The following is a 25,329-nucleotide window of genomic DNA, read 5'->3' on the forward strand; positions in this document are numbered from 1 at the left end:
TCTAAGAACTCAAATGATGAAAGTAAAAGTTTTTAAGATCAGACTTCCGGAAGAATTTCTCTACAAAGATCAGAAAATGCTTGATGATTTTCTGGAAGGAAACGAGATTATAAAAGTAGAAACTGCTTTTGTAAACGACGAATGTTATTGGTCAGTTATATTGTATTTTGACGAGCAAAAGCCAGTGAAAAATATGGTAAAAGAACCCAAAATTGTAAAATACTCCGCAGAAAATGATTCATTGACTTACGATGAAGAACAGATTCTCAACGCCCTTAAACTTTGGCGGTCTGAGAAAGCCAGAGAACAAAATCTGCCAACTTACTTTATTGCAAGTAATAAGGAATTAATGTCTGTAGCCAAGTATAAACCCGCTAAAAAAGAAGAATTGCTGGAGATTAAAGGTTTCGGAAAACATAAGATTGAAAATTATGGTGAAGAAATACTGGAAATCCTGGAGAGTGTCTGAACTGTCAGATTCAATTAAACGAAAAGAGCTGAAGAGAATATTTCTTCAGCTTTTCTGCTGTGAAAAAGTCACAATTCCTTATTTTTGCAATGCTTATCAAAAAAAGAACCTAAGGCCTTCAAAAAAAATGATTTACATCTTTTTGTAGTTTACTTTAGATAAGCGAAATAAATTTAATTATCATCATTTATCAATTATAAAATGAAGCCAAGTTTAGCAAAAGGAACGAGAGATTTTACAGCACAGGAAGTTTCCAGAAGAAAATATATCATCAATATTTTACAGAATAATTTTGAATTATTCGGATTTCAGCCATTAGAGACTCCAAGCTTTGAAAATCTTTCTACATTGACGGGAAAGTATGGCGAAGAAGGAGATCGTCTGATTTTTAAAATTCTTAATTCAGGAGAATATGCTGCCAAAGTAAATCAGGAAGACTGGGATAACAAGAACCATCAGAAACTTACCTCTCAGATTTCAGACAAGGCTTTACGTTATGATCTTACCGTACCTTTTGCAAGATTTGTAGCTATGAACCATGGGAAATTGACATTTCCTTTCAAAAGATACCAGATTCAGCCGGTTTGGAGAGCAGACAGACCACAGAAAGGAAGGTTCAGAGAATTTTATCAGTGCGATGCAGATGTAGTTGGGAGTGAGAGCTTATTCCAGGAAGTAGATTTGGTTCAGTTATATTTGAAATCATTTTCTGATTTAAAAGTTCCTGTAACGATTCATATGAACAACAGAAAAATCCTTTCCGGATTAGCAGAATATGCAGGTATTACCGATAAACTGATTGATTTTACCGTAGCTCTGGATAAGCTGGATAAAATCGGGAAAGAAGGAGTGGTTAAGGAATTATTGGAAAGGGAAATTTCCCAGGAATCTATTGATAAACTGGACTTCTTATTTGAACAATCTGATGATGCCCTGGAAAATCTTCTGCAATTGAAAGAAAAATTTGCAGGCAATGAAATCGGTATGAAAGGAGTGGAAGAATTAGAATTTGTTCTTACACAATCTTTAAACCTGGGTGTTAACAGCCAGAATCTTGTATTTAATATTACTCTGGCAAGAGGATTAGACTATTATACCGGAGCTATTTTTGAAGTAAAAGCAGACGAAGTAGCCATGGGCTCCATTGGTGGAGGAGGCAGATATGATAACCTTACGGAAGTTTTTGGAGTGAAAAATATCCCCGGAATAGGAATTTCTTTTGGATTAGACAGGATTTATCTGGTTATGGAAGAGCTTAATCTTTTCCCTGAAGAAGCATCTACTAAAATAGAATATCTGTTTGCTAATTTCGGAGGTGAAGAAACAACAGAAGCCTTGAAATTAATCATGCAGCTGAGAGCAAAAGGGATCTCAGCAGAATTATATCCTGAAAGTGCAAAGATTAATAAACAATTTACCTACGCAGAGAAGAAAGGCATTAAAAACCTCGTTTTCCTGGGAGAAGAGGAAATCAAAAACGGAAATGTTACCTTTAAAAACCTGGAAGCCGGAGAACAGAAAACCGTTTCTTTAGAAGAGTTTTTAGGATAACTCAATTAAAAAATATTAAAATGATTATAGTAGCGGCAAATCGGAGATTTGCCGCTACTATAATTTTGAGCCTGGAGCAGGTAAGCATTTCAATAATCAATATTTTAAACCTGAAATTAAATCAGAATTTGTAATTTGGATCCGATATAAGCGTAGAGCAAACATTGCTTTACAATATTAAAAAACTTTTAAACCTAAAACTCAGATGAATGCCATTTGCTCATTATGCGGAACCCCGCTTATCCCTGCAGATATGCTTGTAGGGAAAAACAGACTTGCTGACGGAGGTTATTTATGCTCAACATGTTTCAATAAAGCAATCAGTATCAATAAAGAACTTATCAATACCCTGCATCAGTTTTATTTTGCAGAAATAACAGGGATGTTCCTTAAAAGTAAAATTGATGCAAGTCAAAATCAGCCAGGAGCACAGCCGTCAGAAAGAAATTATTATGAGTATGATGCGCCTACCCGGCTCGATGAAATCAAGGATCAGATCGTTGCGCTAAATGCAAGACTGAGCGTTCTTGCCAATGAAGAAGTAAACGCATTGGAATATGTTCTGGAAAAAGATGAAAAACTATTGGCAATCGCAGAATGCATTTACCTGCAAAATAAAAGAGAGGGAATTGTCTTTGCCACTCCTGAAAGAGTCGTTTTTATTGATAAAAAGATTCTGGGAGGAATTGTCAGGAATGAATTTCCGCTCCGGGAAATTATTTCTATAGAACATCATGAACATTTACTGTATTCTATTCTTAAAATCAATATCAAAGGCGCTTCCGCAGAATTTAAGTTGCATAACAAAAATGACGGAAGGGCCTTTTGTACTGTAGTAAACGGAGGCGTTAAAGATTCCGGGAGTCCTTTGGAACAAGTAGGACAAATGCAGGCTTTTCACCAGAACATTCCCGGTCTGGCTCAGGAAGATGTATTTACCACTCAAAAACAATCTTCTGAAGTGATTTTTGAACAATTGGAAAAATTAGGTAAGCTGAGAGAAGCAGGAGTTTTAACTGAAGATGAATTTGCAGAGCAGAAAAAGAAACTGCTTGATAAATTGTAAAAATAAAAAAATGAATAAGAATTGTTCCTTATGCAGGGTAACACTAACTTCTATGGACACGCTTTTGGGAGAAAATAAGCTTTCAGATGGTGGTGTTTTGTGTAATCGATGCCTGGATAAAGCAAGTAATGTTAATCAGGAGCTGTTGTATAATCTTAGTAACTTCAGTATTGAGGATATTAAAAGTTTATTAGACAAACCTATCCAACCGGCAATAAAGCCGAAACAAACTCTTTCCGTTGTTACAGAGTCAGCGTCATATACTATTTCCAGAGAAGAATATAAACGCAGAAGAAGAAAAATTAAACATGAACTGGAAGAATTAAATGCTAGTCTTTCCGTATTTACCAAAGGAGAAATTAAAGAACTTCCTTACTTGATTCCTGAAGATGAAAAGATTATTGCAATTACCGACGCCCAGTTCATTAATACACTTGATGCAGGGGTATTGGTAGTAACTCCTTTAAGAATACTTTCAGTTTCCAAATCAATGTTTGGGGCTGCCAAGATCAATAACTATCCTAACGAAAAAATCAAAGCGGTGAATTTTGTCGCCCATCAGAGATCACCTATTATCCAGTTCCATTCAGACGAGAGACTGGTTGAATTTGAATGTTATATGGATAAAGAAGATGCAGAAAAAGTTTTATGACCGAATAAAAGAACTCTACAATACCTCTGAGATGCAAGACCAAAAGCAAAGGCATACTCCTGTGAAGGAAATCTCATCCAAAGAAATTTTTGAACAATTGGAACAATTAGGCAAGCTGAGAGAAAATGGTATTCTTACCGATGCAGAGTTTACAGAACAAAAAAGAAAACTGTTGGAACAGTTAAAATAAAAACTTTTAATATTGAATAATGAAAAATAAAGTGGAAATAGTGGAAAGATGGCTTACAGGATGGTGCATATCAAGGGAAGTGTTTTTTCCTGTTCAGTATCAATCCGGATTCTACGTTTTTGTAGGAGATGAAAGACAAAAAGAACGGTATGTATTTCCGGAGCTTAATGACGATTTCTTTGAACTTGCCCGGTCAATTGAAGAACCTTGGGTTTACCTTAAAGTCTGCACTTCTTCTGATCAGTTTATAGGAAATATTCCTGAAAGATGGCAGCTTCAGCCACAAGGATATATGATGACCTGTTTTCATCCAATGAGTTTTCAGGAGATTAGCCTGGCTACCGGGTATCGCTTGGAATTTTCCCGGTACAATTCAACTTTCGTGATTAAAATTCTGGCAGAAAATGGTGAACAAGCTTCGATAGGCCGTGTTTCCCTGGTTAATGATTTTGCTGTTTACGACAGAATTGTTACAGAAAAACACCATCAAAGGAAAGGATTGGCTACCTTTTTACTTAAAGAACTTGAGAAAATAGCCGTATCAAAAGGATTTTTGAATAATATTTTAGTGGCGACAGAAGAAGGGAAATTATTGTACGAAACCTTGGGTTGGAAGGTATATAGTTTATATACTTCTATTGTCATCCCATCCGGAACAGAAATTTAGTGTTTTAGCCGACAAAATAAAGATGAAAAATTGCTGAAAAGAACAATCATGCTTTCAGTACTTAATAAAAAGAATAAGTATGGAAAATTACCTTGAAATTAATAAAAACTCCTGGAATGCTAAAGTAGAACCGCATTTGAAGTCGGATTTTTACTTCGTTGATGAATTTTTAAAAGGAAGAAGCTCACTCAATTCAATAGAGCTTGACCTTCTCGGGGATATAAAAGATAAAAGCATTTTGCATCTGCAATGCCATTTCGGGCAAGATTCTATTTCACTATCAAGAATGGGAGCGAAAGTAACCGGAATTGATCTTTCTGATAAGGCTATCGAAACAGGGAAGGACCTGGCCGGGCAATGTGGTACAGATACGGAATTTATCTGTTCCGATGTCTATGATTTACCCAATATTCTGGATCGGAAATTTGATTTTGTATACACCAGCTATGGAACTATAGGATGGCTTCCCGATCTTGAAAAATGGGCCGGAGTCATTCATCATTTTTTGAAGCCGGGCGGAAAATTTATTATGGCTGAATTTCATCCTGTGGTCTGGATGTTTGATGATGATTTTACCAAAGTGGCTTACAATTATTTTAACGAAAAACCTATTGTTGAAACCTATGAAGGAACTTATGCAGATCCGTCTGCACCCATTGTCCAGCAATATGTTATGTGGAATCATTCTCTGGCAGATGTTCTGAATAATCTGATTAAAAAGGAAATGCGGCTGGAAACTTTTCAGGAATTTGATTGGTCACCATATCCGTGTTTCAGACATGTTGATGAGTTTGAAAAAGGAAAATGGAGAATTCCTCAGTTCGGGAACAAAATACCATTAGTGTATGCTTTAATAGCGCAAAAAAATAGAGGAGATCAGGAGCAAAAGTAAAAGAGTATAACTTGTACCATTTAAATCAATTTCATTGATCCTTTTTAAGCGTACATATCCATTGGCTTATTCAGTGACTTTATCGCTTTCTTTAAAAAGGTAACAGTATAATAATCAAAAAAGTCATCGCAATAGTATACGATGACTTTTTCTATATGAATGTTAAAAAAACTACTTTCAGCTTTTTAGCTTAAAGAATCTTCAGCTTTTGTCTTAGCTTCGTCTACTTTATTCTGAACCTGGGAAGCTACGTCATTAGCCTTATTCTTAAGATCATTTCCCCATTTGTTAAGATTATCCTTAGCTGTATTAATTTTATCTTTTACCGCCTGTTGATCCTCAGGAGAAGAATTTTTTATATTTCCAATATGCTAAAGCACCTAAACCTAATAAAGCCAATAGGCCTTTTGTTTTATTTCCCATGATTTCTATTTTTTTTAAATATTAATATTAAATTTGTTATAAGTAGTTATGTAAAATACGTGCCAAAAAAATAATAGGAATTATAAAAAAAATGTTAAATTTATGAGAAGACTTCAAAATTTTCGCCGTCAAAACTTGCAAAAACCATGGTAGGATAAGAGTCCTGGTGAAATATATTCCCTTCTTTATCAATGGCAATAGCTCCGGCAAATCCATCAATTGTTTTAAGCTCTTCAAATGTTTTGCTAAAGGCAGTCTGAAGGTTCATACCATCCGTAACACGGGTCACAATTTTAGCAGCAGTAGCATTGCTTACAATATCTTCTCCCACACCGGTACAGCTTACGGCACAGAATGAGTTGGCATAATTTCCTGCCACGGTTGCAGAATCCGAAATTCGTCCCGGGATTTCAAAACCTTTACCTCCTGTAGAAGTAGCAACGGCCAGTTTACCGTTCTTATCAATAGCAACACAGCCTACCGTTCCTTTTCCTCCATTGTTACGCTTGGCTTCATATTCTTTTCTTCGTTGAGGGATTTCAGTAGAAAAATCATCAAAACCATGTGATGAAGCATAGTTCTTGGCTCCCTGACCTCCCAGAACCCTGTCATCTTCCCTGATCAGATTTTTGGCAACGAAAATAGGATTTTTTACATCCTGAATATTGATGACACCGCTTAATTTCTGGGTTTCGCCATCCATAATAGCTGCACTCATGCGGATAATACCGTCACTCTGGATTTGAGAACCGGTTCCTGCATTGTACAGCGGATCATCCTCAAGAAGAGAAACGGCATACGCTACCGTGTCAAAGGCAGAATGATCCTGAAGATATTCATAGGCTTTCTTCGCAATTTCCTTTAATGAATTTTGTTTTGCCGTTTTTATTTCATGGCTTTGGTCGCTTTCTGAGAAAAAACCGCCGTGGATAATGATTTTCATAATAGTAGAATTTCGTATGGCAGGAATTTGTATTGCTAATAATACTGTTCCTGGTTAATCACGGAGAAAAGATAAGGATTTTATTCATACCGGATCTCTCATTCAAAATGAAATTCAGACCCTGCATCTTATGATGTACATTATCTATCCTGGGGAATCGGGTTAAACTGGGAGTTTTCTATGGTAAGTACTTTTGTTGTCAGGTCATAGTGATCATTCATAGACATGACATGTACGGTTAAATTGTCTATGGAAATAGGCTCTCCCAAATTGATATTGGTAAGGTTGGTATCCTTAATAAATCTTCCGTCTACTAAGATTACAAGCCCCGAACCTACTGCGGTCATGACATCATTATGAATAAAAAGACCGGTGTCTTCTCCCAGCCCGATTCCCAATGTTCTCGGATTGTTGACAACAGCCTGGAAAAGGCGTCCGATCCGGCCCCGTTGTACAAAATGGGTGTCTATAATCACATTATCAATGAGCCCGAGGCCTTGTGTTGTTTTAATTTCTCCTTTTAACAAAGCTTCCGAGCTGCTTCCCTGGTAAATCATATTTTCTGAAGCTGCGGCAGCCCCGGCAGAAGTCCCGGAATAAATGAAATCCTGTTCCTGGTATTTTAATAAAACCGTATCATGAAACCTGGTGCCTCCCAGAATAGATGTAAGCCTCAGCTGATCTCCACCGGTAAACATCATGACATCGGCAGCATTGGCTCTTGCCACTATCGCATCAGAATTGGCTTCTTCACGGTTGTGAACATCAAGAATATTGACATTCTTTGCGCCAAGAAATTCAAAAGCTTTTTTATATTCGGCACCTACAATCTGTGGAATCTGCGATGCGGTGGTGATGATTTCAATGACTGAATCTTCCTTATGCTTTGACTCGTTGATAATCTTTCTTAGGATTCCTCGTTCAAAAAAGTTAAGATTCTTTTCGATATTCTGGTCATAATCGGTTTCTGCAAAGCTCCCTTTGTTCACAGCTCCACCGATAACTATTAATTTTCCAACAGGTTTCGTCATACTACAAAATTAAAAAATAATTAACATTTGGCGAAATTCATGCCATCTTTAAATCGATTTTTAATGTTTTAAAAATGCTAATTAAAATTATTTTTTTTTAGTAAATCTTTAATTACGGTATGGTTTTGTTTGGGGTTTTACATTATCTTTGAGAGGTAAAGGAGTTATTGTTAACTGTTAAAATGCCCACAGACTATGAAAATCGAAAAGATTCAGGCGCTACGTGGTCCTAACATCTGGAGTATCAGAAGAAAGAAGCTGATACAAATGAGATTGGACCTTGAGGAGATGGAAGAATATCCTACCAATAAAATTGCAGGATTCAGAGAAAGAATTGAACAATTAATCCCCTCGTTGATTACCCACCGTTGCTCGGAAGGAGTAGAGGGAGGCTTTTTCCATAGAGTGGAAACAGGAACCTGGATGGGGCATGTCATTGAGCATATTGCATTAGAAATTCAAACATTGGCGGGTATGGACGTTGGTTTCGGAAGAACCCGTGAAACAAAAAACGCCGGGAGTTTATAATGTAGTCTTCAATTACCTTGAAGAAAATGCAGGTATTTATGCCGCAGAAGAAGCAGTTAAAATTGCAGAAGCATTAATTGAAGGGAAAGACTATGACCTGAATGCATGTATCCACAAATTAAAAGAAATCAGGGAGCGTGTGCGGCTCGGGCCATCTACAGGAAGTATTGTAGAAGAGGCCGCTTCCAGAAAAATTCCGTGGATCAGATTAGGAACCAACTCTTTGGTACAGCTTGGCTATGGAGTGAACCAACAGCGTTTTCAGGCAACGATTACAGGAAATACCAGTTCGATTGCTGTGGATATTGCATGTAATAAAGAACTAACAAAGAAAATGCTTCATGATGCAGCTATTCCGGTGCCATTGGGAGATCTGGTTGCAGATGAGGAAAGTTTGAAAAGTGTTATCGGAAAAATTGGTTATCCTGTTGTTTTAAAACCTTTGGACGGAAACCACGGAAAGGGTTCTTCCATAAATGTAAACGATTGGGAAGCTGCTAAGAAAGGTCTGGAACATGCCCAGCAATATTCCAAAAAGGTCATTGTTGAAAAATACATCACCGGTTACGATTTCCGCGTGTTGGTAATTAATAATAAAATGGTGGCCGCTGCAAGAAGAGTTCCTGCTCATGTTGTAGGAGATGGAGATCTGAATATTCAGCAGCTTATAGAAAAGGAAAACAAAGATCCGAGAAGAGGATACGGACATGAAAATGTGCTTACCGAGATTGATGTGGATAAAGATACTTTAACGTTATTGGAAAAACTTCAATATACCCTTGAAACTATTCCGCAGAAAGGGGAAATTGTTTATCTGAAATCTACAGCCAATCTTTCAACAGGAGGTACATCAATTGATGTTACAGATATGGTACATCCGGAAAATATTACCATGGCTGAAAGGATTTCTAAAATCATAGGCCTGGACGTATGCGGCATTGATATCATGGCAGAAAACCTTACACAGCCTTTAAAAGAAAGCGGTGGAGCAATCATAGAAGTGAATGCAGCTCCCGGATTCAGAATGCACCTGGCTCCAAGTGAAGGTTTACCAAGAAATGTAGCAGCTCCTGTTGTGGATATGCTTTATCCGCCGGGAAAACCTTTTACTATTCCAATTATTGCTGTAACAGGAACCAATGGAAAAACCACCACCACAAGACTGATTTCGCATATCGTTAAAAGTAATGGATATAGGGTAGGCTTTACCACTTCAGACGGTATTTATATCCAGAACACAATGCTGTCTAAAGGAGATACCACAGGACCGCTTTCTGCAGAATTCATTTTAAAAGATCCTACCGTAGAATTTGCTGTTCTTGAAACTGCCAGAGGAGGTATCCTGCGCTCAGGTTTAGGCTTTTCCCAATGTGATATAGGTGTACTAACGAATATTGCCGAAGATCACCTGGGAATGAACGATATCCATAGCCTGAAGGATCTTACCAAAGTGAAAAGAGTGGTATTGGACAGTGTGAAAAAAAATGGCTGGAGCGTACTGAATGCTGATAACGAATACTCCATGAGAATTGTAAATGATCTCGACTGTAATGTAGCTATCTTCAGTATGGATGAAAATAATCCTCATATGGTAAGGTTTGCCAAAGAAGGAAAAATTACCTGTGTATACGAAGAAGGGTTTGTAACTATTAAAAAGGGGGATTGGAAGATCAGAATAGGAAAAGCCAAAGATTTTCCGATTACTATGGAAGGGAAGGCCCGCTTTATGATTGAAAATGTATTGGCTGCAAGCCTGGCAAGTTATCTTTATGGATTTGGAATTGAAGACATATCCAATTCCCTGAGGACATTTATTCCAAGTGCACAGCTTACTCCGGGTAGACTGAATGTTTTCAAATTTAAAAACTTTAAAGTATTGATCGACTTTGCCCACAATCCGGCAGGTTATGAGGCGATTGAAGATTATCTTAAAAATATAGAATCCACCAAAAAAATAGGTATTATTTCCGGTGTCGGAGACAGACGTGACAATGATATCAGAGAATGCGGAAAGATCGCGGGAAGAATGTTCGATCATATCATTATCAGGAATGAAAAACACCTTCGCGGAAGAACTGAAGATGAGATCAATGGACTGATTATTGAAGGAATGCAGTCTTCGGGAAGGGATGTGAGCTACGAAATTATTCCTAAGGAAATTGAAGCATTGAAGCATGCCATAGGAATGGCTGAAGAAGGTACCTTTATTACAGCATTAAGCGACGTTATTTCCAATGCTATTGACCTGGTTCAGGAATACCAGACAAAAGAGTTACTGGAAGACGACAAGAATTTGTAAAATCAAGAATTTGAAATAAGAAATGGCTGTACTGTAAAGTATAGCCATTTTTTTAAATATGCATACCTTACTTATTCTTCTGTAAAAAAAGCATTAGAACTTCCGATCCAGATCGCATCTTTTTTATTGAAATCCACGTTTACCATGGCTGCTTTCGTCATCCTTCCCAGATTTTCCATCAGAACAGGACGCTCATCATTTTCTTTCCAGATATACAATAAACGGATTTCAGCTTTTGAAAAGTCTCCATTAATATCTTCAAAAACAGGTTCGTAGGTTACCTTTCTCTGCAGGATATAATGCTCTTTGTCTTCAATAGCATCAGTGATCTCCCTGGTTGGATTTAAATTTACACCGCTTCCGGCAAATGAAAACAGCGGTTTCAATACAAAGTTCTCAAGGTTTTCATCTTCTGGAAACTCATGAAGAAAATAACTTTTAGGAACAAACTGATGTTTCAGGAATGGAAGTAAGAATTTTGAAATTTTAAAAAACCAGTTCGGATGAGTAATCCATTTGACATCCACTTCTTCCCGGAAATCAAATTCAGTTTTAAGATCAGGTATATTGTCAAGTTCATCGAAAATAACACGGTTGTAAATTCTTTTAATTTCAACAGATTGTCCGTTATTTTCATAATAAAGCTTCATGCCTTTTTTCTTTACTTGGGTCAGGCAGACTGTCTTTATGCCGAGCAATTGCTCCGTGAGGGCAAAATCAATAGCTGTTTTTTGTTTTTCAGGGAAAATTTCAAGAAGGACAACATTTTCCGGATTTTCATCTCCTACGATAAGTTCCTTCAGGTAATTTTTAAAGGTTTCATAGGACATTGGATTCCTGATGCCGGCAAGAAAAGGATAAACTTCACAAAAAGTATCTTCAAAAGTTTTTTGAAAGGCGTAGAGTGAAGGGAATGCCTGTAGCTCGATGAGCTGTGGCTCAATTTCCCCGTTCGCATTTCTGCAGATTCCAAAGTCTATCGTGAAAAAATGAGGTTGCCGTGTGTCATTGGGTACCCTGCAGTTTTCAGGAATAGCTTTTTGAAGAACTTCTGAAGGAATGGCTTTGATCTGGCTGATAATACTGTCACTCGCTTCGATAAGTTTATTTTCAAATTCTTTAGTAAGGAAAAGAGGGCTTTCTGAAATTCTGAAAGAGGGCTCTATACCACTTTTTTGTTTTAAAATATCTTTAAGCTGTTGATATTTTTCTTCTGAAAATTCCCGGTTAAACTGCTTTCTGTATTTTGGGATCATATTTTTTCTTTGTGTGATGTTGAAAAAACGAGCATTTTGGCCCGATTTGGTATTCAAAATAATTTAACTACAAAAGTCACAAAATATTGTTATAAAAAGCTTAGTATGCTTATGTTAGTTTAGAATGATTATGTTTAAAAATCCACATAAAGATGACAATCAAATATTTTTAGGAAACTTAAGTGTACTTTTTAAACAGTTAGTAGTAACTTAAAGAAACTTAAGTGTTAAAAAAATGTGACTTTTGTGTTTTATTTTATGCATTAAGCCAAAGACTCAGCTTCCTTTAAGATATTTTTTCTCGCGAACTGCAGGAACCTGGGAAGAATCTGGTTTCTGGTCAGGATGATTTTATCTTCATCATCTATTCTGTCTACGGTTTCCAGGTATTTTTCCATGCCGAAATTTTCAATCATTGCCTTTTTGTTTTTTTCATCCTTGAGATTTTCAATCAAAGCTTCGGGGCTGGCTTCCGGGTGGAATTGAGTTCCGAATATTTCTTCTGAAAAACGAATTGCCATTACAGCCCTTTCAAGATTAATATGAGGACGGAATTTTTCAATGGCCATAATTTTCATTCCCAATTCTTCAAGACGGTCGTGGTCCGGCTCTATAAACTGATAAGCTCTGGAATCTACTGCATAGAAAGGATCCTTGAGGTTTTTGAATAAAAATTCATTCTTTCCTTCTTTGGTTTTGTGAACCGGCATTACTCCAAAAGAATAAGATTTTCTTGGACAGATATTGCCCAGTTTCCAATGGATGCTGGCCAGCTGAAACGAATGGCAGATCAGGAAAAGGTATTTTTTATCTTCATTGTGTTGATTATGTTCAAAAACTGCATCTAAAAAACAGGCAAATCTGTTTTCCCATTCAAAACCTTCTCTGTGGGGAGTTCCCGGTCCACCTGAGGAAATAAAAATATCAAAGTTTCCGATCTCCGGCATTTCATCTTTAAACCTCACATCAAATGTTTGGATGGTTACATTTTCTTCAGAGTTCTGCTGGAATGCTTCGGAAATCTCTTTAATGTTCCTAAAGCCTTGATTCACATGGTTGTTGTTCATGTCCAGCAGAGCAATTCGAATATCTTTCATTACATCATATTTTTTGTAAAGTTACCAAAAATATTACGAAGCGGGTTCGCCATGTGTTATGCCATACTCGGTTTCTGATATCATATAGTCTACAACTTTTGTCAGATCTCCTGTTTCTTTGAAAATTTGTAGCTGGCGGTCGGCTCCGGTTCCGTTTTCAAGAATTTTCCAGGCATATTCCACCTCCTTACGGCATCCTAAATCATCTACAACATCGTCTATAAATTCTAAAAGCTCTTTTAATAAATGAGGATAGGGAACCGATTCTTCTTTTCCGAAATCGATAAGATGGGCTTCGATACCGCTTTTGGAGGCACGCCATTTATTTTCATTCAAAAGCAACCTTCTGTAGCTTCTGAAGCTCAGATTCTGCTGATGCAATTTGTAGATCTTGGCAACCAGGCTTTGCATAATAGCGGCAAGGCATACAGTTTCGTCAATCCTGAGCGGCATATCGCAGATTCTAAATTCAATAGTAGGATAGAAGGGATGTACCCTCAGATCCCACCATATTTTCTTGGCATTATCAATGGTTCCTGTTTTAACAAGAAGATCCACATAGCTGTCAAATTCAGATAAAGAGTTGAAATAACTCGGAATACCGGTCCTTGGGAATTTTACAAATATCTCCTGCCGGTAAGATTTGAAACCTGTATACCTTCCGATCCAGAAAGGCGAATTGGTGGAAAGGGCGTAAACATGAGGAAGAAAATACCGCATTACATTCTGTATCCTTACCCCTTCTTCACGGTTGGGAATACCGATATGGACGTGAAGTCCAAAAATCAGATTTTCACGGGCCACATCTCCCATGTCGTCAACGATTTTGACGTATCTCTCTCCCTGAGTAATTGTATTATCTGACCAATGCGAAAAAGGATGGGTTCCGCCTCCGGAAACCCGCAATCCCTGTTCGTGAGCAATATTGATCAGGTGTCTTCTTAAATTGGTTAACTCTGCTCTGGCTTCCTGAATATTCTGGCAGATACCCGTTTCCATTTCAATCATGGATTCGTGCATTTCATGTTTTAAATTTTCACTTAAAACAGCTTTTCCACCTTCAATGATCTTTGAAACATGAGAAACGAGATCCCTGCTTTCTACATCAATGATTTGATATTCTTCTTCGATTCCAATAGTAAACTGATGCATTTTTCTTGTGTTTTTTTATTTATGTTCAATGTTATTGTATTGAATCCCTTACAAAGGTTCCCCAGGCGATATTAGGTTTCCCCGGAACATATTCTTTGGCTTTTTCCACAGCCAGTTTTGCAGCATGTTCTATGATCCACGCAAAATTTTCTTCTCCTACGGAATTCCTGTCTGCATCAGGAGCTGGGTTGCAAAAATCGATAGCGTAAGGAATACCGTCCCTCACGGCAAATTCCACCGTATTGAAATCATAGCCTAGGGCTTCATTCATTGTAATGGTGTAATCATGAATGGTTTTCAGTAATTTTTCCAGTTCTTCTCCTTGTGTTTTATGAGTTGTTTCATATCGTAAATGCGGAGCATTTCTGGGTTCATAAGGCATAATATGAACATATTTTCTGCCCAGGCAATAGACCCTGTAGTAATCATCAAAGACAATCTCTTCCTGAACCATCATTACCAGTTGTTCCGTTTCTCCCAGTTTATTCCAAAGGTCATCCGGATTTTCCACCCTGTATACATTTCTCCATCCTCCTCCGTCGTGAGGCTTCATATAGGCCGGAAAACCAATATAGCTGAAGATGTATTCCCAATCGTGAGGGAATTTCAAATTCCTGAATGAAGTTTCCGAAGTATTGGCAGGCCTTTCATGGGAAGGCAGTAATACTGTTTTTGGAAGGGGGATTCCCAGTTTAGTCATCAGGGCATTATTGAAAAACTTTTCATCAGCACTCCACCAGAACGGATTGTTGATCACGTAAGTGCCATTAAGCGCTGCATTTTTCAAATAAGCCCTGTAAAAGGGAACATCCTGTGAAATTCTGTCGATGATTACCGCATAGCCATAATCTGCACCCTGTTCCAGTTTGTCAATGGTAACAGGTTCGGCTACGATTTCTCCACCTCCCAGTTCATTTACTTTATCTATAAATGCCCAGGGAAAGGTGTCTTCCATACCGAATAGAATTCCTACTTTTTTTGTCATAATTTTTGTTTTTAATGGTGTATATTCTGTTGATTTTTTATAAGTGTCATAATTTCTGCGGTCCTGTTTTAAATATCACCTTTTTACCACTCAGCCCGATATTTCATCTGCATCCCCGGGGAAGAGAATATTACGTCTTCAATTGTGAAATCCGGAAAATTGAAACCAAATTTTCAAAGACTTAAGTACACTTCTTAAACAGTTAGCAGTCCTTTAAAATAATTTTAAGTGCTATAAAATTTTAAGAGAAATAGGCTCCGATAAAGGTTGGAAAAACCATTCTCCACAGCGGCCAGTCATGACCGATCCATTTTCTTTCATCGTACCAGAAATCTATCCCTTTTATTCTTAAAATTTCAGCCATTTCAACATTTTTATCTTTACAGATATCCTGATCGGAAGTGCTCAGAACAATATGCATGTGCTTGTATTTCCAGGCCTCATCATTTCTTACAAACTCTCTGGGGCAGTTGAAATAGACCAGATCATCGGAGTATCCATCCATGAAATTTCTGATACTGAACGCTCCTGAAAGACAGAATAAGTGCGATACAACATCCGGAAACCTGAAAGCAAAATTGGCCGCATGATAACCTCCGAAACTGGCTCCGGCTACGGCCACACGATGAACTTTATGAAGTTTCTGGATATAAGGCACAAATTCTTTGATCAGAAACTGTACATACCGCTCGTAGTTCCTTATCCTTTGTTTAGGAGGTATTTTGTCATCATAAAAACTCCAGCTATCAATGGTCTGAATATTATAAAGCTTTACTTTCCCCTGCTCAATAAACCAATTGATACTTCCGTTAAGGTGAAAATCATGGTTTTGGGTGTATTGTCCCTGTGAGGTAGGAAACATAATAACAGGGTAGCCGTAATGTCCGGTTACTTCTACTTTAAGGCTTACACCTAGTATGTTTGAATAATATTCCGTGTGTTCTGTTTGAGGCATTGATTACATGTTTAATAATTATGAATTAGCTGCTCAGTTTACTGCTTTTGGGAGGCAGGATATTCAACATTTCCGTATGGATCTTTTTAGCAGCACTGTCTAACCTTTCCTGTATAATATCAGCATCAGGGGATTTATAAACTATCCCTACATGGTAATCTATCGGAAGAAATTTTACTGCTTCTTCGCATTCAAATTGGCTGTAATCAGGTTCTCTATCTTTAATCAGAGCAACAATTAATCCCGAATAATATTCTGCAGGAGGAGAGATATGATAACTCTTACCTCTTAAAAGGGCATCTTCAATCCTTGCCCATTCTCTCCAGATATTGATCCCGCTGGAAGCTTCTACCAAATCGGGAATATGGGCCCCTCCAACTCTTGATGAGGTTTCCAGGAAATACCATTTTCCATCTTCTTTCCCCCGGATAAACTCCGTATGGGTAGCTCCATTGATAAGACCAAATCCGGATAGTACTCTGGCATTAACCTCCTCCAGTGCTTTAAATTCTTCAGAATCTCTTCCTAATGTTTTGGACCTGAATACCCCTCCTTCATGGGATACCTGCATAGGTGGAGCAAGGTATCTGGAAGCGGAAGTAAATACGATTTCTTTATGGAAGGTCAGACTGTCTACATGATATACATCTCCGGGTTTAAAACTTTCCAGCAAAAAAAGATGACGCTCTTCTCCCAATGTGTCCAAAGCTTCAAAAAGCTGTTCTTTGGAAGTAATTTTTTTGATACCTGATGCAGATGCTTCCGACCGGGGTTTCAATACCCAGGGGGGAGGTGTTCTGTCTACAAAATCATTTACTATATCATCATTAAAGACTGCTGTGAACTCCGGAACATTGATGTCTGATTCTTTTGCTTTTTGCCGCATAGCCAGTTTATCTCTGAAATAACGATGGGTAGTTTGTCCCATTCCCGGAATACGAAAGGTTTCCCGGATCAGGGCTGCTTTTTCCACATCATAATCATCAAGGGCAACTACCGCGTCTATTTTCCTTGTTTTCATCAGGTGTGAAAATCCCTGGATCAGATGTTCCAGGTTCCAAACGGACGGTTTAAGCTCAGGCATATAATATGCCTCTTCAATAGCATGCCAGGGCCAGTTTTTTTCTTTAAGGTTCTCTGATGTTACTAAGATGATTTTATTACCAAGCTTCTTCATTTCGTCCATGAAATCGTAGCCTTTGTAATAGCACGAAATGCATACAATAATTTTCTCCTCCATATAATGTTTTTTTAATTTTAGTAGATTATCAAAAATAAAAGCAAATCTTTATTGTTTGATTAATATCAAAAATGAAAATATGATGTACTTTTGAAAACTACTAATCAAGTATACAGAGAATTTTTGTAATAAACTAATTTTTAGTGATAATTTTCGATTAAATTCACCAGCAATTGGACACCAAAACCAGTAGCCGCTTTTTCCTTGGCATAGCCTACATTTCCGAATGCCACACCTGCAATATCCAGATGAGCCCATTTAGAATGGCCTTCAATGAAATGCTCTAAGAATTTGGCAGCGATAATACAATCTCCAACAGGTTTTAGGGACATGTTTTTCAAGTCGGCTACGTCAGACTGTATATCGTCTTTCCAAACCTCCCACAATGGCAGATTCCAGAGCCTTTGATTGGTTTGGTCTCCGGTTTTTATCAAAAGGTTTTTCAGTTCTTCATTGTTGGAAAAAAGTGCCCCGCAGGTGTCCCCAAACATCCTTACCGAACTTCCTGTCAAAGTGGCCAGATCAATAAGGAAATCTGTTTTATAGTTTTTGGCTAAGTACGAAAGCCCATCGGCAAGAATCAGCCTGCCTTCGGCATCAGTATCCATAACCTCAATGGTCTTCCCGTTGTAGGCTGTAATAACATCACTTGGAAGCAGGGCTTTTTCAGAAATAGCATTATCTGTGATAGGAAGAACAGCGATGATATTAACGGGCAGATTCATTTCTGCAGCGTAGATTAAAGTTCCCAAAACAGCGGTTGCCCCACCCAAGTCAGATTTCATATAATGCATATTGGTAAAGGGTTTCAGGGAAATTCCTCCGGTGTCAAACAGTACACATTTTCCCACCAAGCCAAATGTTTTGGCATTTTTTACCGTGGTTTTATATTCCAGGATGGTGAATGCTGCATCATACGCACTCGCCTGATTGACGGCCAGATATGCACCCAGTCCTATCTCTTCACACTTCTTTCTGTTGAAAACCGTATATTTTAAATCATATTTTTTAGCAAGGTTTTTAAGGTACAGACTGAAAGTATCCGGTTTTTTAAGGTTTGCGGGTTTATTCAGCCATTCCTGGCAGGCAATTTGTCCATTGCTGATCGCTTCTGATCTTTGGATGATATGATCTAGTTTTTTCTGGCTCAGGTTTTCGAAATGAAGTTCAAATTTAGGGGACCAGAAAGGATGGCTTTTTTCAAAAGGGTAATGATAGGTTCCGATAAGCAATCCTTTTACAAACTCTTCAAATTGTTTTTCGTTAAGAAAATCTGCAATCATTAATGTTGGAACATTTTGTAGCTTTTCTTTTTGGGTTTGTGAGAACTTCACGGCCACCTGCTGAATCTCGAAATTCTGAAAGGTGGATTTTCCCAGACCAATAAAGTAGATAATTCCCTCTTCATGAGTACTGATGAAAACCTCATGCTTTTTCCCTGTGAAAAATGTATCTATGTTTTTGTTGAAATTTTTCCCTGATTTTATCCATTCTTCTTCAGTGAACAACTGGAAAACCTGAGTGTAGTTTTTTATTTTTTTTATTGATTAGTTTCATAAAATTAGTTCTTAATGCTTTGTTGCTGAGGTTTTACTTCTACCGGGTTTTCAGTATTGTCATAAAACAGCCATTCGATGGCTCTTGGAAATTCCTGGGACCAATAAAATTCATTGTGTGTACCTTCAGGATTAATATTGGTCCTGAATTCAAAATCAAAAAGGTTTTTCTTTTCCCATCTTTTCAGATACTCTTCGAAAATATGAATTCTTTTGACCATTTTAGAACCTTCCTGCCCTCCGCCATATAAATAGATTTTTGTTTTAAAAGGAACCCTGAAGTTCATCATGGGAAAATTATTATTAGGTTCTACCCAGAGTGAGGGAGAAAAAATCAACAATTTAGAATATACTTCCGGGTAAAGGAAACCACTGTAAATGCTGATAAGGGCACCTAATGAGCTGCCGCCAATACCTGTATTTTCACGATCTTTTTTAGTACGGTAGTTTTCGTCTACAAAGGGCTTTAAGGTGTCGGCAATGAAGCGGATGTATTTTTTGCCCTCAGAGCCATTGGCAACGTTATCATTATCAAAAATATATTCTTTAATTCTTTCTTCACTTCCATGTTCTATTGCAATAATGATCAGGTCACCACGCCCGTATTCCGAAAGAATAGAGAGTTTTTTTATCAATTTCCCAGTTTCCGAAACCGCTGCCTTCATTGAAAAGGTTCTGAGCATCCTGAAGGTATAAAACCGGATAGCTTTTATTGGATACATAATAATCATGGGGAAGCAGGGCCCATACTTTACGGTACCGGTCAAGCTGGGGAATATAAAACTCTTCAGAAATTACTTCAGCGATGGGAAAGAACTCGTCTTTGAAAGGCCCCCAGTTCAGCCTCCATTTTTCAACCGTATCACAGGTTTTTCCTGCTGTTAATTTTACTTTCCGGTTGGGAGTGATATTTCCATATTGGTCCAGTTCTACGTTTTCCCAGCCTCCTTTGGTGAATTTGTACTCAATTTCGTCCGGGAGAATCCGGTTGTCTATCTCTGTAAAGTAAGTGTTGGAATTTTTCTGTTTGAGCTGATAGTTGTAGTCTTTAGGATTCCAATTGTTGAAATTTCCCGTGATAAATACAGGTCTATCATCTTTTTCATCTGTATACAGTTCAAACCTCATCGTGTGTGTTTAGTTAATGTTGATGCTAAATTTATAAAAAAGTTTGTTTCGAAATCATAAAAAAGTGAGTTTAAAAAAATGATATATTTGATAGATTGAGTGGAGGAGAAAAATTAACTTGACGATTATTTGATTAATTATTAACCGCTGTTGTCAGTATTTTTCTTAGTTTCAGAGAAAATATAAATACAAACCGGTCTTGATGAATTCTGTTAAAACCTATACGCTTTTCACTGATCATGATGTGTACCTTTTCAAAGAAGGCAGGCACTATAAGCTATATGGTAAATTCGGTTCCCATTCTGTAGAGAAGGACGGTATACAAGGCGTCTACTTTTCAGTCTGGGCACCCCATGCAAAAAAAGTTTCCGTGATCGGGAATTTTAATAACTGGAATCATAAAGATCATATCCTGTTTCCGAGATGGGACGGATCAGGGATCTGGGAAGGATTTATAGAAGGACTTACCTGGGGAACGTTATACAAATATGCTATTGAAACGGCAAGAGGTGAAATCCTGGAAAAAAGTGACCCTTATGCTTTAAGCTGGGAGCAAAATATTCAGGCTGCCTCATTGGTTTCTACCACCTGGTATGAATGGAATGACGCAGGATGGATGGAAAAAAGATGGAAAAAAAATAGCCTGAAGGCCCCGCTATCCGTATATGAAATGCATCTGGGATCATGGATAAGAGATAAAGATGCCCCCGAACGGTTTTTAAATTATCGTGATATTGCCCAAAAACTTATTCCCTATATTAAAGAAATGGAGTTTACCCATGTGGAGTTTATGCCGGTAATGGAGTATCCGTATGATCCCAGCTGGGGATATCAGATTACAGGTTTTTATGCAGCGACTTCACGTTTTGGCTCACCTCAGGATCTGATGTTTCTGATTGATGAGCTCCATCAGAATGATATCGGGGTTATTCTGGATTGGGTACCTTCCCACTTTCCGGGAGATGCCAACGGACTTCATCGTTTTGACGGTACCCATCTCTATGAACACGAAGATCCCAGAAAAGGTTTTCATCCCGACTGGAAATCTTATATTTTCAATTACGGAAGAAATGAGGTAAAATCTTTCCTTATTTCCAATGCCATGTTCTGGCTGGACCGGTATCATGCTGACGGATTACGGGTAGATGCAGTAACTTCAATGCTTCATCTGGACTATTCCCGGAACGAAGGAGAATGGGAACCCAATATATACGGAGGAAATGTAAATCTCGAAGCAAAAACTTTCCTGGAGGAATTCAATACAGCAGTATATAAGGAATTCGGGGATTATATTATAACCATAGCAGAAGAAAGCTCAGATTTTCCTATGCTTACAAAACCTGTTCATGATGGCGGGGTGGGCTTCGGAATGAAATGGATGATGGGATGGATGCATGACACGCTGGATTATTTTAAGGAAGATTTTATCAACAGGAAATTTCATCATCATAAGCTTACATTTGCTTCTATGTACATGTATAATGAAAATTATATGATGCCCTTGTCCCATGATGAGGTGGTGCATGGAAAAGCAAGCTTAATTTACAAAATGAGAGGTGATGAGTGGCAGAAGTTTGCTAATCTTCGTACCTTGTATGTATATATGTTTACCCATCCGGGGGCCAAACTGCTTTTTATGGGAGATGAATTCGGACAAACCAATGAATGGAATTTTACCCGAAGCCTGGATTGGCATCTGCTGGAATATCCTGTCCATAAAGGATTGCAGACTCTTGTAAAAGAACTGAATCATCTCTACAGGACAGAATCTGCACTTTATGAAAATCAGTTTGAGAAAGCCGGTTTTGAATGGGTGGAGGCTGATGATCTGGAAAATTCAATATACGTATATGTAAGGAAAGGGAAAAAGAGGGATGATGTTTGTATGGTGATTCTTAATCTGGCTCCCAGGGTGCTTGACTATAAAATCGGGACTCATACGGGAACACATTGGGACGTGGTTTTAAATTCAGATGATATGGAATATGGTGGTAGCGGAGTGAATCCTGAAATCCTGGAAGAGAAATATGAAGAATGGCGAGGATATCAGAAAACAATAACAATAAAGCTGCCCCCGTTAGCAGGAGTTATTTTGAAACAGAGAAAAGATAAAAAATATAAATTGCACAGAATTAAACACAAAAGATAAAATGGTTGTCTATCATTTAAGTACAGAATGTTATCCTGTAGCCAAAGTAGGAGGACTTGCAGATGTAGTAGGGGCCCTTCCGAAATATCAGAATAAAATAAAAGGAGTAGATGCCAGGGTAGTAATGCCCTGGTATAATAAACCTTTCGTGTATGATCATGAGTTTGAGCTTGTTTTTGATGGTTTTATTCATCAGGGACCTAACATGCTCCAGGTTCAGGTTTTAAAAGAAAAAAACGATGCGCTGGGATTCGGATTATATATGGTGAAAATTCCCGGATTGCTGGACAGGGATAATCCCTATGGATATCAGGATGAAAGTTTTCAGTTCCTGGCCTTTCAGCAGGGGCTGTTGCATTGGATGTGTGCAATGGAAATCCGGCCGGATATTTTGCATTGCCATGATTATCATACAGGTCTGGTCCCTTTTATGATTGAAAATTGCCCCGAATTTATATCCCTGAAAGGGGTAAAGACTATCGGGACTATTCATAATGGGGAGTATCAGGGAATGATGAGTTGGGATATGGCGAATTACATGCCGTCTTTTGACCGGTATAAGTGGGGACTTATGGATTGGAACGGATTGATTAATCCGCTGGCCAGTATGATTAAATGTTCTCATGCTTTTACCACGGTTTCCGAAGGATATCTGGAGGAACTTTTTATCAGTTTCAGAGGACTGGAAAGTCTGGTCCGTCAGGAATTCGGGAAGGCTTACGGAATTATCAACGGTATTGATACAGAAGTCTGGAATCCTGAAACAGATCCGATGCTTGATTTTAATTTCACCAGTAAAAATGCCGTTGCCCAAAAGAAAAAAAATAAAGAGAAATTATGCAAAGAATACGGGCTTAAACCTGAACTTCCTTTATTTGCTTTTATCGGAAGGTTTGCTACTGAAAAAGGTGCAGATCTCTTGCCTGATGTCGTGTGGAAAAGTATCAAGCAAAGCTATGGCGCTTTAAACATCATGATTCTGGGTTCAGGAAATACTTATATAGAGAATAAACTGAAAGAATATGATTATACCTATACCAATTTTGCATTGGATCTTGGATATAAAGAGCACCTTTCTCATAAAATCTATGCATCTGCAGATTTTCTTCTGATGCCCTCAAGAGTGGAACCTTGCGGATTGAACCAGATGTATTCGATGCGATACGGAACCGTTCCTGTAGTAAGATATACGGGAGGACTTAAGGATACCGTAGAAGACATTTCCACAGGAGGAGCAGGGTTGAATTTTACTTACCCGGGCGTAGATGATATTGTCCATGCAATGAATAGGGCGCTGGGAGTCTATAATCAAAAAGGAATGATGGAAAATCTTATTCATGCCAATATGAATTTTGATTTTGCATGGGAGAAATCTGCGGAAAAATACATAGCTTTATATAATAGCTGAAAAGGTAAAGAACTTTATCTTTTATCTCTATAACAGGACCTGGTTACCAATCGGCCAATCAGGGAACAGCTTAAGAAATGTAATAGAAATTGATGGGGCAGGTAAAGAGATAAATTGCAGGGTCATGCAGAAATGTATGAAGTGAAAATCTATGCTTGTGACTAAATAATAAGAGAAACAATTGCTGTACGGTGCATGCAGATATTAAAATAGAACAGTCAACTTAATACAATAAAAAACGCAAGATATTTATGAAACGAAACGTAATCTCCATTGTTTTGGGAGGCGGCAGAGGGACAAGACTATTCCCGTTAACGTATTCAAGATCTAAACCGGCAGTTCCTATTGCGGGAAAATACAGGTTGGTAGATATTCCTATTTCAAATTGCCTGAATTCAGGATTAAATAAGATTTTGGTTTTAACACAGTTTAATTCCGCATCCCTCAATTCACATATCAAGAATTCCTATCATTTTGATATTTTCAGTAAAGGATTTGTAGATATTCTGGCGGCTGAGCAGAATGTAGAAAATGACAGCTGGTATCAGGGTACAGCAGATGCAGTACGCCAATCTATGAAGCATCTTGAGAAATATGATTATGACTATATCTTAATTCTTTCAGGAGACCAGCTCTACCAGATGGATTTCAGGGAAATGCTTGATTTCCATATTGAAAATGGCGGTGATCTTACGATTGCAACCATCCCGGTCAATGCCAAAGACGCTACAGGTTTTGGAATTTTAAAATCTGATGATGACGGCAATATTACCTCTTTCGTGGAAAAACCCGGTTATGATATGCTGGAAGGTCTTCAGTCCGAAGTTTCAGAGGAAAATAAACATAAGGGAAAAGAATTCCTGGCTTCCATGGGAATTTATATTTTCACAAAGAATATCCTTAAAAAAATGTTTGAAGAAGGAGCGGGAGATGATTTCGGAAAAGATATTATCCCAAGTTCGATCGGGAAATATAAAACCCTGAGCTATCAGTATGAAGGATACTGGACAGATATCGGAACCATTGAGTCTTTCTACGAAGCCAATCTGGATCTTTGTCAGGATTTTCCTCAGTTCAATCTTTTCTCTTCTTCTCCTATCTATACAAGAGCGAGAATGCTGCCTCCTTCTAAAATTAACGGCTCATATGTCAGCAAAGCTGTTTTTGGAGACGGATGTATCATTATGGCTGATAAGATTGAAAACTCTGTGATTGGAAACCGGACAAGAATTGATAAAGGCAGTACGATTGTTAATTCCTATGTAATGGGAGCTGATTTTTATCAGAATACCACAGATATTGTTGCGAACGACAGAGCAGGACGCCCTAATATGGGAATCGGAAAATATTGTTATATCGAAAAGGCAATTCTGGATAAAAACTGTTACATCGGCGACAATGTAAAGATTATCGGAGGAAAACATCTTTCAGATGGTGATTATGGAACCTACTCGGTGCAGGATGGTATTGTGGTGGTGAAGAAAGGAGTGGTCCTGGCTCCGGGAACGCATATTGGATAAAAAGTAGAAAAACAGATGTTTATCTGGGCATCAAAAATAGTTTTCAGCGTAATGTTGAAGAGAATAATTTTACTGAAAATATAGATAAAAGCACTTCAGATTGAGGTGCTTTTGTTGTTTTTATACTATTTTATACGTTAGTTTAAAGATATAGTATGAAATATTGATCACT

The 25,329-nt window shown here is 37.9% G+C and carries 21 protein-coding genes and 1 pseudogene; 11 read left to right on the top strand and 11 right to left on the bottom strand.

Translation table 11 applies throughout. The annotated features are described in order from the left end of the window. The first annotated feature begins 13 nt into the window (after positions 1-13). The 7 genes from HX13_RS08885 (at position 14) to HX13_RS08915 (ending at position 5,487) form a co-directional block, all read left to right on the top strand. Positions 14-469 (top strand): HRDC domain-containing protein, encoded by a 456-nt coding sequence (locus HX13_RS08885; RefSeq protein WP_228377656.1) that lies wholly within the window; start codon positions 14-16, stop codon positions 467-469. Positions 470-670: 201 nt separating this feature from the next. Further along, on the top strand, positions 671-2,020 hold the full coding sequence (gene hisS, locus HX13_RS08890) for a histidine--tRNA ligase (protein ID WP_050020791.1): 1,350 nt from the start codon (positions 671-673) through the stop codon (positions 2,018-2,020). A 205-nt stretch (positions 2,021-2,225) separates the two neighbouring features. Beyond that, positions 2,226-3,086 (top strand): PH domain-containing protein, encoded by an 861-nt coding sequence (locus tag HX13_RS08895; protein WP_050020792.1) that lies wholly within the window; start codon positions 2,226-2,228, stop codon positions 3,084-3,086. A 10-nt stretch (positions 3,087-3,096) separates the two neighbouring features. Continuing rightward, entirely contained in the window at positions 3,097-3,738 is a 642-nt protein-coding gene (locus HX13_RS08900; protein WP_157837424.1) for a PH domain-containing protein, read from the top strand. Further along, positions 3,719-3,928 carry an SHOCT domain-containing protein gene (locus HX13_RS08905; protein WP_050020794.1) on the top strand — a complete coding sequence of 70 codons (210 nt, stop codon included), beginning with the start codon at positions 3,719-3,721 and terminating at the stop codon, positions 3,926-3,928. The genes HX13_RS08900 and HX13_RS08905 overlap by 20 nt, the downstream gene beginning before the upstream one ends. 19 nt (positions 3,929-3,947) lie before the next feature. Beyond that, complete coding sequence (locus HX13_RS08910) at positions 3,948-4,595, top strand: GNAT family N-acetyltransferase (RefSeq protein ID WP_050020795.1); 648 nt, start codon at positions 3,948-3,950, stop codon at positions 4,593-4,595. A 79-nt stretch (positions 4,596-4,674) separates the two neighbouring features. Then, positions 4,675-5,487: a class I SAM-dependent methyltransferase gene (locus HX13_RS08915; protein ID WP_050020796.1), complete on the top strand. Its 813-nt coding sequence runs from the start codon at positions 4,675-4,677 to the stop codon at positions 5,485-5,487. Between the two features lie 523 nt (positions 5,488-6,010). On the opposite strand, the gene HX13_RS08920 is transcribed toward HX13_RS08915, so the two are convergent. Together HX13_RS08920 and HX13_RS08925 are read right to left on the bottom strand one after the other, a co-directional pair. Beyond that, positions 6,011-6,853 (bottom strand): isoaspartyl peptidase/L-asparaginase, encoded by an 843-nt coding sequence (locus HX13_RS08920; protein WP_050020797.1) that lies wholly within the window; start codon positions 6,851-6,853, stop codon positions 6,011-6,013. 140 nt (positions 6,854-6,993) lie between these two features. Continuing rightward, entirely contained in the window at positions 6,994-7,884 is an 891-nt protein-coding gene (locus tag HX13_RS08925) for a cyanophycinase (protein WP_050020798.1), read from the bottom strand. 195 nt (positions 7,885-8,079) lie between these two features. Between HX13_RS08925 and cphA the strand changes: the two are divergent. After that, positions 8,080-10,711 (top strand): annotated as a pseudogene (cphA, locus tag HX13_RS08930) (cyanophycin synthetase). A gap of 71 nt (positions 10,712-10,782) precedes the next feature. Here cphA and HX13_RS08935 read toward each other — a convergent pair. From HX13_RS08935 to HX13_RS23930, 9 genes are all read right to left on the bottom strand, one after another. Then, on the bottom strand, positions 10,783-11,967 hold the full coding sequence (locus tag HX13_RS08935) for a hypothetical protein (RefSeq protein ID WP_050021383.1): 1,185 nt from the start codon (positions 11,965-11,967) through the stop codon (positions 10,783-10,785). 263 nt (positions 11,968-12,230) lie between these two features. Further along, complete coding sequence (locus HX13_RS08940) at positions 12,231-13,064, bottom strand: type 1 glutamine amidotransferase (protein WP_050020799.1); 834 nt, start codon at positions 13,062-13,064, stop codon at positions 12,231-12,233. 33 nt (positions 13,065-13,097) lie between these two features. Continuing rightward, positions 13,098-14,216, bottom strand: a complete 1,119-nt coding sequence (locus tag HX13_RS08945; RefSeq protein WP_050020800.1) for a carboxylate-amine ligase — start codon at positions 14,214-14,216, stop codon at positions 13,098-13,100. A 31-nt stretch (positions 14,217-14,247) separates the two neighbouring features. Beyond that, entirely contained in the window at positions 14,248-15,201 is a 954-nt protein-coding gene (locus tag HX13_RS08950; RefSeq protein ID WP_050020801.1) for a RimK family alpha-L-glutamate ligase, read from the bottom strand. Positions 15,202-15,442: 241 nt separating this feature from the next. Then, positions 15,443-16,156 carry an alpha/beta hydrolase-fold protein gene (locus HX13_RS08955; protein ID WP_050020802.1) on the bottom strand — a complete coding sequence of 238 codons (714 nt, stop codon included), beginning with the start codon at positions 16,154-16,156 and terminating at the stop codon, positions 15,443-15,445. Between the two features lie 25 nt (positions 16,157-16,181). Then, positions 16,182-17,396 (bottom strand): acetyl-CoA carboxylase biotin carboxylase subunit family protein, encoded by a 1,215-nt coding sequence (locus HX13_RS08960; protein ID WP_050020803.1) that lies wholly within the window; start codon positions 17,394-17,396, stop codon positions 16,182-16,184. A 140-nt stretch (positions 17,397-17,536) separates the two neighbouring features. Beyond that, positions 17,537-18,904 carry a M17 family metallopeptidase gene (locus HX13_RS08965; RefSeq protein WP_238555192.1) on the bottom strand — a complete coding sequence of 456 codons (1,368 nt, stop codon included), beginning with the start codon at positions 18,902-18,904 and terminating at the stop codon, positions 17,537-17,539. Between the two features lie 53 nt (positions 18,905-18,957). After that, positions 18,958-19,587, bottom strand: coding sequence for an alpha/beta hydrolase (locus tag HX13_RS23925; RefSeq protein WP_238555193.1), 630 nt, complete (start codon positions 19,585-19,587; stop codon positions 18,958-18,960). Next, positions 19,544-20,080: a hypothetical protein gene (locus HX13_RS23930; protein WP_238555194.1), complete on the bottom strand. Its 537-nt coding sequence runs from the start codon at positions 20,078-20,080 to the stop codon at positions 19,544-19,546. Before HX13_RS23930 ends, HX13_RS23925 begins: the two co-directional genes overlap by 44 nt. A gap of 202 nt (positions 20,081-20,282) precedes the next feature. Here HX13_RS23930 and glgB point away from each other — a divergent pair, with 202 nt between their 5' ends. The 3 genes from glgB (at position 20,283) to HX13_RS08985 (ending at position 25,157) form a co-directional block, all read left to right on the top strand. After that, the gene (glgB, locus tag HX13_RS08975; protein WP_050021384.1) at positions 20,283-22,229 is read left to right on the top strand and encodes a 1,4-alpha-glucan branching protein GlgB; all 1,947 of its coding nucleotides are present in this window, start codon (positions 20,283-20,285) and stop codon (positions 22,227-22,229) included. Position 22,230: 1 nt separating this feature from the next. Beyond that, positions 22,231-23,637, top strand: a complete 1,407-nt coding sequence (locus HX13_RS08980; protein WP_050020805.1) for a glycogen synthase — start codon at positions 22,231-22,233, stop codon at positions 23,635-23,637. 251 nt (positions 23,638-23,888) lie between these two features. After that, positions 23,889-25,157, top strand: coding sequence for a glucose-1-phosphate adenylyltransferase (locus tag HX13_RS08985; protein WP_050020806.1), 1,269 nt, complete (start codon positions 23,889-23,891; stop codon positions 25,155-25,157). The last annotated feature ends 172 nt before the right edge of the window (positions 25,158-25,329 follow it).

Origin of the sequence: Chryseobacterium sp. P1-3 (genome assembly GCF_000738495.1) — a bacterium.
Classification (GTDB): Bacteria; Bacteroidota; Bacteroidia; order Flavobacteriales; family Weeksellaceae; genus Chryseobacterium; species Chryseobacterium gallinarum.